Consider the following 8,853-nt stretch of genomic DNA (forward strand, 5'->3'; position numbering starts at 1 on the left):
GAAAGAAGCTACTATAGTAGCTTCTTTTTTATTTTTCTTTATCTTCTGTGTTTTCTTTATAATCAATGACAATATCTTCTACTTTTGTTTCAGGAGCCTTATCTTCTTTTTTAGCAGTATCCTCGTCTGAGAATTTTGATTTAGCTTGATTGACAAAATCATTAGCAAAGTCAACTACTTCTCCGCTTTTTTCCTTAACGGCTGAGACGATATCCTTCGTTGTCAATTCACCTGATTCAAATTTACCTTTATAATCTTTAAAAGTATCAACAGCTAAATTTGAATATTCACTTGCTTTATCTTTAGCTATTTGATGATATTCTTCTGGATTTTCTTTATATTCTCCATAGAATTTTTCTGCATTTTTCCTTAGCTCTTTTCCTTTTTTTGTTGTTAAAAAATAAGCTGCTGCTGCACCTGATGCAGCACTGATAACTAAAGTTTTAAATAATTTACTCATTTTTTGTCTCCTTTTTTACGAAAAATTTTTGAAGCCGCTTTTCCAATAGCTAAAGCTGACCCTGCCTTAGTAACACTTGAAGTTGCACTACTTGCTTTTTGTCCAATATGTCTTGCCTGTAGGTTTAAATCAGATACAGATTCTGATAAGTCAGCAATAGCTACAAAAAGAGGATCAATAGTAGATACTTTACCATTAACATCATCAACTAAAACATTAGCTTTGGCTAAAATTTCATTAGTTTGGTAAAGAGTCACGTTAACATCGCTTGTTAATACTTTAATAGTTTGCTTGGTTTCCTCAATCGTTTCTGATACTTTTTTCAGAACGAAAAGTATTCCTAAAACTAAAACAACAAACGCAATGGCAATAATTAATACAGCAATTTCTATCATAATACCTCCTCTGTTTAATAATATGAAATATGTTGTTCACGACGACGATAAATAATCATGACAATTCCGATAATAACTAAAATAACTGATAACCATTGTGACACGCGCAAACCCGCCAAATAAAGGCTATCTGTCCTCATCCCTTCAATAATGAACCGTCCACATCCATACCAAACTAAATAAAAACATGCCACTTCACCTTGTTTTAAAGTGCGCGGTCGATGACGAATAGACATGATGATGACAAAACCTAGAAGGTTCCAAAGAGACTCATATAAAAATGTAGGTACTCGGTAAGCTCCATCAATATACATTTGATTTTTTATAAAGTTTGGTAAGTAATTCAGATTTTTTACTGCCCTACCGTATGCTTCTTGATTAATAAAATTCCCCCATCTACCTATGGCTTGGGCAATCATCACTCCTGGAGCAGCAATATCCAGAAAATCAATGGGATTAATCAAGCGACGATATGAAAAAATCACAAGGAGAATGGCTCCGGTAATTAACCCTCCGTAAATAGCAATACCACCGTTCCAAATGGCGATAATCTCTACTGGGTGCTTAGAGTAATAAGCCCATTCGAAGATAACATAATAAATACGAGCTCCAACAATGGATAGTGGAAAAGCCATGAGAATGAAATCTAGAATATCATCCGACTTAATGTTCTTACGAGGGGCCTCTTTCATTGCTAAGTAAACTGCTAACAACATACCAGACACTATGCAAATAGCATACCAGCGAATAGAAAAGGGGCCTAATTGTATTGCTACTGGATTAATCATCATTGACCTCGTTCTGACTAATCAAATGTGTTAAACGATCCTCAAAAGTCTGGGTAGCATCAAACCCCATTTGTTTAGCTCTGTGATTCATAGCCGCTGCTTCAATAACTACTGACACGTTTCGGCCTGTTTTAACAGGAATACGTATCCGAGGAACCTTAACTCCAGATAATTCGATCTCTTCATTGCCATTTCCGAGTCTATCAAAAACTTTTCCAGTTTCAAAGTTTTCAAGGTATATAGCTAATTGCACTTGCGATGAATCTTTAACCGCACTAGCTCCATATAGGCTCATAATATCAATGATTCCCACACCTCTAATTTCAAGTAAATGACGTAATATCTCAGCAGGCTCTCCCCAAAGCGTCTCTTCGTCTTTAGCATAAACATCAACACGGTCATCTGCTACCAAACGATGTCCTCGCTTAACTAGCTCTAGTCCTGTCTCACTCTTACCAATACCGGAATCTCCTTGAATCAGAACACCCATACCATAGATATCCATCAAGACACCATGAACACTTGTCCTCTCAGCTAAGCAAGAATCTAAATACCAAGAAACTTCACCTGATAAACGACTTGTAGGGGCCTTACTTTGAAGAATAGCAATACCGGTATCTTTAGCCGCCTCATACATCTCTTCTGGAATTTCTAAATCACGTGCTACAACGATAGCTGGTGTTTCTTTTTGGAACATCTCACGTAACACTTGATAACGATTATGTCCTGTCATAGCCATTAAATATGACCACTCTTTCATACCAACAAGTTGCAAACGCTCTGGTGCATAATAATCAAAATACCCTGTCATTTCTAGACCAGGACGTGAAATGTCAGCTGTTGTAATCCGCTTAGATAATAGATGTTCATCACCATAGATGACATTTAACTTTAAGCGGTCAACTAACATTTGAACAGTAACTGCCATACTTACTCCTTCTTATAAAAGTGAATATCCCTATTGCTATACCCTACAATTTAAAGTTGAGCAAAGGTACTAAACACTTTCATTAATTTACACCCACATTATATCATACTTTTTACTAAAAGTAAGCGCTAACGCGTTTTTCTGAAAAAAAGAAGATATTTTGAAAAAGTGGTCTAAATAAAGCTAAGAAAAAAGGAGATTCGTCTAGCAAATCTCCTTTATATGAATTACCAGAACCAACCGTCATCATCAACAGGTTCAGCATCTTTACGTCTTCTGGGACCTTGTCTTCTTGTTTCAATAATATCTTCTTTATAGGGTAAGAAAACAGCTAATAAAATATATAGCAAAAGACCAAATTTGGTAAAATACAAAATCAGTGCAATCAACACCCGTGAAAGAGCTAAATCCCAGTTATACTTATCAGCTAGACCGGCGACAACACCGCAGACCAACTTACCTTTTCGTTGTTTGTAGAAGCTTGATTTCATACCTATCCTTCTTTCTATCTACTCTATATTCTAATTATAACTACTTTGACAGTAAAATTAAATAGGCCTTACGACTGATTTTTAAAACTCTCTATCAAGCGACCATGACAATAACCACAAGCAAACTTGCGTAAATTAACACGTCTCCTACGTCGGTATACTTGACCACAAGATTGGCAAGAGTAATGATGATAATTCACTTTAACAGCCGTAACTCTAGGGGTATATCGTAAGCCATCGACTTTTTCTAGTAACTCTTTAAAAGCTTTATCCCTATGTCGATATCCTTTACCTTGTATATAGAGATGATAATGGCAAAGCTCATGTCTTACAATCTTACGAAAAATATCAATACCAAACTCACGATAAATTTTGGGATTAAAGTCAAGGTGTCTATCGTTTGGAAAGAAGCGTCCTCCAGTTGTTCTCAAGCGATTATTCCAATGTGCAGTATGTAAAAATTGACATCCAAAATCTTCTATAGACACCTTCTTAACATAATTAGTCAAGTCCGTCTGGCTTGATAAGACTAAGTCCAATTCTGCTACGCTCCGCATCTACCTCTACAACCCAAACAGTTACAATATCACCAACAGAGAGATATTTGCTTGGATGTGGTAAAGGAGGCATTTTTCTAGTTTTTTTATCGCGTTTTCGCTTAATAAGGCGAGACTGGTGGATTAGACCATCTTCATGAACACCAATATCAACAAAAGCACCAAAATCAACGACGTTTCGAACAGTTCCTTGCAATTCCTGTCCAACTTTTAAATCACTGACATCTAAAACATCATGTCTCAAAACAGGCGCTTCAAAATCATCACGCAAATCACGACCTGGTTTCAAAAGATCTTCTATAATGTCTTTTAATGTTTCTTGACCTACCCCAATACTTTCTGCTGTTGCAATTAAGTCAAGGTGTTGTAACTTCTCTTTTGCAAGATCATCTAATTCTTTGATAGTCAGTTGGTCAAGCAACTTTTTAACAGCTTCATAAGACTCAGGGTGAACACCTGTATTATCCAAGAAATTTTTAGCATTAGGAATACGTAAGAATCCAGCAGCTTGCTCAAAAGCTTTTGCTCCTAATCTGGGTACTTTCTTAATTTCAGCACGTGACTTAATTTGCCCATTCTCTTCACGATATTTAACAATATTTTCAGATATTGTTTTATTTAAACCTGAAACGTGAGCTAACAAGGCTGGACTTGCTGTATTAACATTAACACCTACTTGGTTAACTACAGTTTCAACAACAAAATCAAGATTTTCTGCTAATTTTTTTTGACTAACATCATGTTGATATTGACCCACACCAATAGATTTTGGGTCAATTTTGACTAGTTCTGCTAATGGGTCTTGCAGACGTCTTGCAATTGAGATGGCCGAACGTTTTTCAACTGTTAAGTCTGGAAATTCATGACGTGCCAATTCTGAGGCTGAATAAACAGAGGCACCACTTTCGTTAACAATCACATAGGATACGTCTGGAAAATCTTGTAAAACTTCTGCAACAAATGCTTCTGATTCACGACTCGCTGTTCCATTCCCTATAGCAATAATTTCTATATTGAATTCTTTGATAAGTTTTGCTAACTCTATTTTTGATTGTTCGATTTTTGCTTGATTAGCTGGAGGAACTGGATAAATCACTTGTGTTGTCATTAATTTTCCAGTTTGGTCTACTACTGCTAATTTTGCTCCTGTACGAAAGGCAGGGTCAAAACCTAACACCATTTTCCCCTTAAGCGGTGAGACTAACAATAAGTTACGAAGATTCTCTGAAAACAGTGAAATTGCACCATCTTCTGCTCCTTCACTTAGTTCTGTACGGATACGGCGTTCCATAGCTGGAACGATTTTTTTCTTGACAGTCTGTACAATAAGGTCATCTATATATTGGCTAGTTTCTTTAAATCGAACAGCAAAAAAGCGAAACATTTTTTCAAGGTTATGCTCAAAATTAACCTTAAGAACACCCATTTTCTCACCACGATTCAATGCTAAAACTTGATAGCCATGGAGTTTACTTATTTTTTCAGAAAAGTCATAGTAGATTTTGAAGACCTGTTTTTCATCAAGTGACTCATCTTTAACAACTGCAGTGATTGAGCTGTAGTTCCAGATCTCATTATATGTCCATGAACGTAATTTATTATCCTCAGAAAAAGCTTCGATAAGGATATCTACCGCTCCAGAAAGTGCCTTCGTAATTGTCTCAAAACCATCTGTAAGGTAGTTTTGAGCTTCTTCCTCAAGGTTATCCTTATTTTGTAAAATAAGACGTGCTAAAGGAAAAAGACCTGCTTCACGTGCAATCGTAGCTTTCGTACGACGTTTTTCTTTATAAGGTAGGTAGAGTTCCTCAACATCTGCTAGTTTAGTTGCTTCTTCAATAGCCTTTTTGAGTTCTTGAGTCAACTTTCCTTGTTCTTCAATTTTGGCTAAGACCGTAGTTTTACGATCTGAAAGAGCTGTCATACTCTTATCAAGGTCAATAATTGATTTGATTTGAACTTCATCCAAATTACCTGTCATTTCTTTACGATAACGGGCAATAAAAGGAATAGTATTTCCTTCATCTGTTAATTCTAAAACCTTTTCGATTTGTGACGCTTTAATACCTAAATCAATAGCAATTTGTGTAATATTTAAATTTTCCATAACGCTTTTATTATAGCATATTTTTGACTTACGAAGAGTTTTAAAAAGCGATTTCAAGATAGCGTTTTTATAATCTAACAATAAAAAAAACAGACCAGGTCTGCTTTAGTTCTTTTCAAAATATTTTCGAACAATTGGTGCTACTTCCTTACCATAAAGTTTGATAGCATTTAGGACGTCTTTGTGAGGCATAGAGCCAACTGGTAGGTGTAACATAAAACGGTCTAACTCAAGCGCTTCAACAAGTCCTATAATTTTATGTGCAACCACTTCAGGACTTCCTACAAAAATAGCACCTTCTGGACCTACTGAACGTAAATACTGCTCTTTGGTCATTTCAGACCAATGAGGGCGTCCCTTAGCAATATTATCAACGGTCTGTTTCGTAGGGAAAAAATAACGGTCAATAGCGGTTTGATTATCCTCTTCAATCCATCCCCAAGAGTGAGCAGCAACTTTTAGTTGTTCTGGTTTGTGTCCATTACGACTACCAACTTCTTTATAAATATGGACCAATTGACGAAAGGCTTTGGGATTCCCACCAATAGTTGCATAAACAATTGGCAAACCTTGTTCTGCAATACGAATTGTAGAATCAACATTTCCTCCTGTTGCCACCCATATTGGTAACTGTCTTTGTAATGCTCTTGGATAAATTGGTCGCTCATTAACTGTTTGTGTCAAATGACCTTTCCAATCGAGATTTGTCGCTGAGTTAATTGCTAACAACATATTCATTTTTTCATTAAATAAATCATCATAATCCGCTAAATCGTATCCAAACAATGGAAAAGACTCAATAAAGGAACCACGCCCTGCCATAATTTCTGCTCTACCATTTGAAAGTGCGTCAATCGTTGAAAATTGCTGGTAGACGCGAATAGGATCATTGGAAGAGAGAATCGTTACTGCACTAGATAAACGGATATTATTAGTTCTAACCGCTCCTGCTGCTAGGACAATTTCGGGTGCAGAGACCGCAAAATCTTCACGATGGTGCTCTCCAATACCATACACATCTAAACCAACTTGATCAGCTAGTTCAATCTCAGCAACTAATTGGCGAATCCTCTCAGGATGTGAATAGCTTTGGTTTGTTTCTTCAAGGATTGTTGTCTCTCCGAATGTTGTAATACCTAATTCAATCATAATCTTACCTCATCAATCTACTAATAACATTTTATCACTATATAGTATTATTTCCAATCGATTTGTTTTTTATGTTAAAAATAAGCTAATATAGTATAATAGGTTATTATATAAAGAAAGAGGTGCCATTAATGGCTATTACGCACAAACGTCAAGATGACTTAGAAAGTATGTTCGCTAGTTTTGCTAAAGTACCAAAACCTAAAAAAGTTTATTCTGATTCAAAACCTGAACAGAAAGATGATTCTCAGAAAGATTAAGTTCTATGGATATCTTTAATCAATTACCGGATAGTGTCCTTCAATGGTTTGCCATTTTCATTTCCATTATTATTGAGGCACTTCCTTTTGTTTTGCTTGGAACTATTTTATCAGGAATTATTGAAGTGTTTATAACACCTGATATAGTCAATAAGTTCTTACCGAAAAATAAATTTCTCAGAGTCTTATTTGGAACCTTCGTTGGCTTTGTCTTTCCTTCTTGCGAATGTGGTATCATTCCTATTATTAATCGATTCCTTGAAAAGAAAGTGCCTTCATACACGGCAGTTCCGTTTCTTGCTACTGCTCCTATTATTAATCCTATTGTTTTATTTGCGACCTACTCAGCATTTGGAAATTCTATACGCTTCCTGATATTACGCTTTGTAGGTGCTACCATTGTAGCCATTGCTTTAGGAGTCATGCTTGCCTTTTTAGTAGATGATAATATTCTAAAAGAAGACGCTAAACCTACTCATTTTCATGATTATTCTGATAAGAAATGGTATCAAAAAATCTTTCTAGCCTTAGCTCATGCCATCGATGAATTTTTTGACACAGGACGCTATCTAGTATTTGGTACTTTAATTGCTTCAGCTATGCAAATTTATTTACCAACTCGAGTTCTTACTACTATCGGACACAGCCCTATCACAGCTATCTTAGTTATGATGTTGCTTGCTTTCATCTTGTCATTGTGTAGTGAAGCTGACGCCTTTATAGGTGCTTCTTTATTATCAACCTTTGGAATCGCGCCAGTGATGGCTTTCCTTTTAATTGGACCCATGATTGATATTAAAAATTTAATGATGATGGTAAATTCTTTTAAAACAAGGTTTATTGTCCAATTCATTAGTGTATCTTCTCTTATTATTATCATCTATTGTCTATTTGTGGGGGTAATATAATGATTCGATTTCTTATTCTTGCTGGTTATTTTGAATTAAGCATGTATTTAAAATTATCAGGTAAACTAAATCAGTATATTAATACTCATTATACCTATTTGGCCTATATTTCAATGGTCCTATCTTTTATTTTAGCAATTGTACAGCTAATTATTTGGGTTAAAAATATGAAAATGCATAGTCACCTACATGGTAAAATAGCTAAATCAACAAGCCCAATGATTTTAGTATTTCCCGTTTTAGTAGGTTTGTTAGTACCTACAGTTAGTTTAGACTCAACCACAGTCTCTGCCAAAGGATATAATTTCCCTCTAGCAGCCGGCTCTACTGGTACTGTAAGTCAAGATGGGACACGCGTTCAATATTTGAAACCAGATACCAGCACTTATTTTACTTCTTTAGCCTATGAAAAAGAAATGCAAAAAGAGCTTAAAAAATATAAAGGCTCTGGTACATTAACCATCACAACTGAAAACTACATGGAAGTTATGGAACTAATTTATCTCTATCCCGAGCAATTCATGGATCGCCAAATACAATATACTGGGTTTGTTTATAACGAACCCAAACACGAAGGATATCAATTTATTTTCCGCTTTGGAATCATTCATTGTATTGCCGATTCAGGAGTTTATGGTCTACTAACAACTGGAAATCAAAAAAGTTATCCGGACAATACTTGGGTAACTGTTAGAGGTACAATTAAATCTGAGTATAATCAATTGTTACAACAAAACTTACCAGTCTTACACATTGAAGAGTCTCGTCAAGTTTCTAAACCTAACAATCCTTATGTTTATCGTGTCTTTT

At 35.6% G+C, this 8,853-nt stretch carries 11 protein-coding genes; 3 read left to right on the forward strand and 8 right to left on the reverse strand.

The annotated features are described in order from the left end of the window. Positions 1-28: 28 nt before the first annotated feature. The 8 genes from HMPREF9171_RS106510 to HMPREF9171_RS106475 form a co-directional block, all read right to left on the reverse strand. Complete coding sequence (locus tag HMPREF9171_RS106510; protein ID WP_000039973.1) at positions 29-460, reverse strand: YtxH domain-containing protein; 432 nt, start codon at positions 458-460, stop codon at positions 29-31. Next, the gene (locus tag HMPREF9171_RS106505; RefSeq protein ID WP_000569599.1) at positions 457-855 is read right to left on the reverse strand and encodes a DUF948 domain-containing protein; all 399 of its coding nucleotides are present in this window, start codon (positions 853-855) and stop codon (positions 457-459) included. The genes HMPREF9171_RS106510 and HMPREF9171_RS106505 overlap by 4 nt, the downstream gene beginning before the upstream one ends. A gap of 14 nt (positions 856-869) precedes the next feature. Next, complete coding sequence (gene lgt / locus HMPREF9171_RS106500; protein ID WP_000609728.1) at positions 870-1,643, reverse strand: prolipoprotein diacylglyceryl transferase; 774 nt, start codon at positions 1,641-1,643, stop codon at positions 870-872. Then, a complete protein-coding gene (hprK, locus tag HMPREF9171_RS106495; RefSeq protein WP_000301753.1) occupies positions 1,636-2,571 on the reverse strand; it encodes an HPr(Ser) kinase/phosphatase in 936 nt (311 codons plus the stop codon). The genes lgt and hprK overlap by 8 nt, the downstream gene beginning before the upstream one ends. A gap of 227 nt (positions 2,572-2,798) precedes the next feature. Continuing rightward, on the reverse strand, positions 2,799-3,062 hold the full coding sequence (locus HMPREF9171_RS106490) for a PspC domain-containing protein (RefSeq protein ID WP_000842478.1): 264 nt from the start codon (positions 3,060-3,062) through the stop codon (positions 2,799-2,801). A 68-nt stretch (positions 3,063-3,130) separates the two neighbouring features. Then, positions 3,131-3,601, reverse strand: a complete 471-nt coding sequence (locus tag HMPREF9171_RS106485) for a SprT family protein (protein ID WP_000366648.1) — start codon at positions 3,599-3,601, stop codon at positions 3,131-3,133. Beyond that, the gene (locus tag HMPREF9171_RS106480) at positions 3,564-5,726 is read right to left on the reverse strand and encodes a Tex family protein (protein ID WP_000429379.1); all 2,163 of its coding nucleotides are present in this window, start codon (positions 5,724-5,726) and stop codon (positions 3,564-3,566) included. Before HMPREF9171_RS106480 ends, HMPREF9171_RS106485 begins: the two co-directional genes overlap by 38 nt. 105 nt (positions 5,727-5,831) lie before the next feature. Beyond that, the gene (locus HMPREF9171_RS106475; protein ID WP_000571060.1) at positions 5,832-6,875 is read right to left on the reverse strand and encodes an LLM class flavin-dependent oxidoreductase; all 1,044 of its coding nucleotides are present in this window, start codon (positions 6,873-6,875) and stop codon (positions 5,832-5,834) included. A gap of 131 nt (positions 6,876-7,006) precedes the next feature. Here HMPREF9171_RS106475 and HMPREF9171_RS106470 point away from each other — a divergent pair, with 131 nt between their 5' ends. From HMPREF9171_RS106470 to HMPREF9171_RS106460, 3 genes are all read left to right on the forward strand, one after another. Then, positions 7,007-7,135, forward strand: coding sequence for an SPJ_0845 family protein (locus HMPREF9171_RS106470; protein ID WP_001018625.1), 129 nt, complete (start codon positions 7,007-7,009; stop codon positions 7,133-7,135). Between the two features lie 5 nt (positions 7,136-7,140). Next, on the forward strand, positions 7,141-8,043 hold the full coding sequence (locus HMPREF9171_RS106465) for a permease (protein WP_000350891.1): 903 nt from the start codon (positions 7,141-7,143) through the stop codon (positions 8,041-8,043). After that, positions 8,043-8,853: TIGR03943 family putative permease subunit (locus HMPREF9171_RS106460; protein ID WP_000617810.1), on the forward strand; the 811-nt coding region annotated here is incomplete at its 3' end. The genes HMPREF9171_RS106465 and HMPREF9171_RS106460, both read left to right, overlap by 1 nt.

It is taken from the genome of Streptococcus agalactiae ATCC 13813, from assembly GCF_000186445.1.
GTDB lineage: Bacteria > Bacillota > Bacilli > Lactobacillales > Streptococcaceae > Streptococcus > Streptococcus agalactiae.

Coding starts and splice junctions, on each gene's coding strand:
- HMPREF9171_RS106510 (WP_000039973.1), bottom strand. CDS start 460: ATGAGTAAATTATTTAAAACTTTAGTTATCAGTGCTGCATCAGGTGCA.
- HMPREF9171_RS106505 (WP_000569599.1), bottom strand. CDS start 855: ATGATAGAAATTGCTGTATTAATTATTGCCATTGCGTTTGTTGTTTTA.
- lgt (WP_000609728.1), bottom strand. CDS start 1,643: ATGATTAATCCAGTAGCAATACAATTAGGCCCCTTTTCTATTCGCTGG.
- hprK (WP_000301753.1), bottom strand. CDS start 2,571: ATGGCAGTTACTGTTCAAATGTTAGTTGACCGCTTAAAGTTAAATGTC.
- HMPREF9171_RS106490 (WP_000842478.1), bottom strand. CDS start 3,062: ATGAAATCAAGCTTCTACAAACAACGAAAAGGTAAGTTGGTCTGCGGT.
- HMPREF9171_RS106480 (WP_000429379.1), bottom strand. CDS start 5,726: ATGGAAAATTTAAATATTACACAAATTGCTATTGATTTAGGTATTAAA.
- HMPREF9171_RS106475 (WP_000571060.1), bottom strand. CDS start 6,875: ATGATTGAATTAGGTATTACAACATTCGGAGAGACAACAATCCTTGAA.
- HMPREF9171_RS106470 (WP_001018625.1), top strand. CDS start 7,007: ATGGCTATTACGCACAAACGTCAAGATGACTTAGAAAGTATGTTCGCT.
- HMPREF9171_RS106465 (WP_000350891.1), top strand. CDS start 7,141: ATGGATATCTTTAATCAATTACCGGATAGTGTCCTTCAATGGTTTGCC.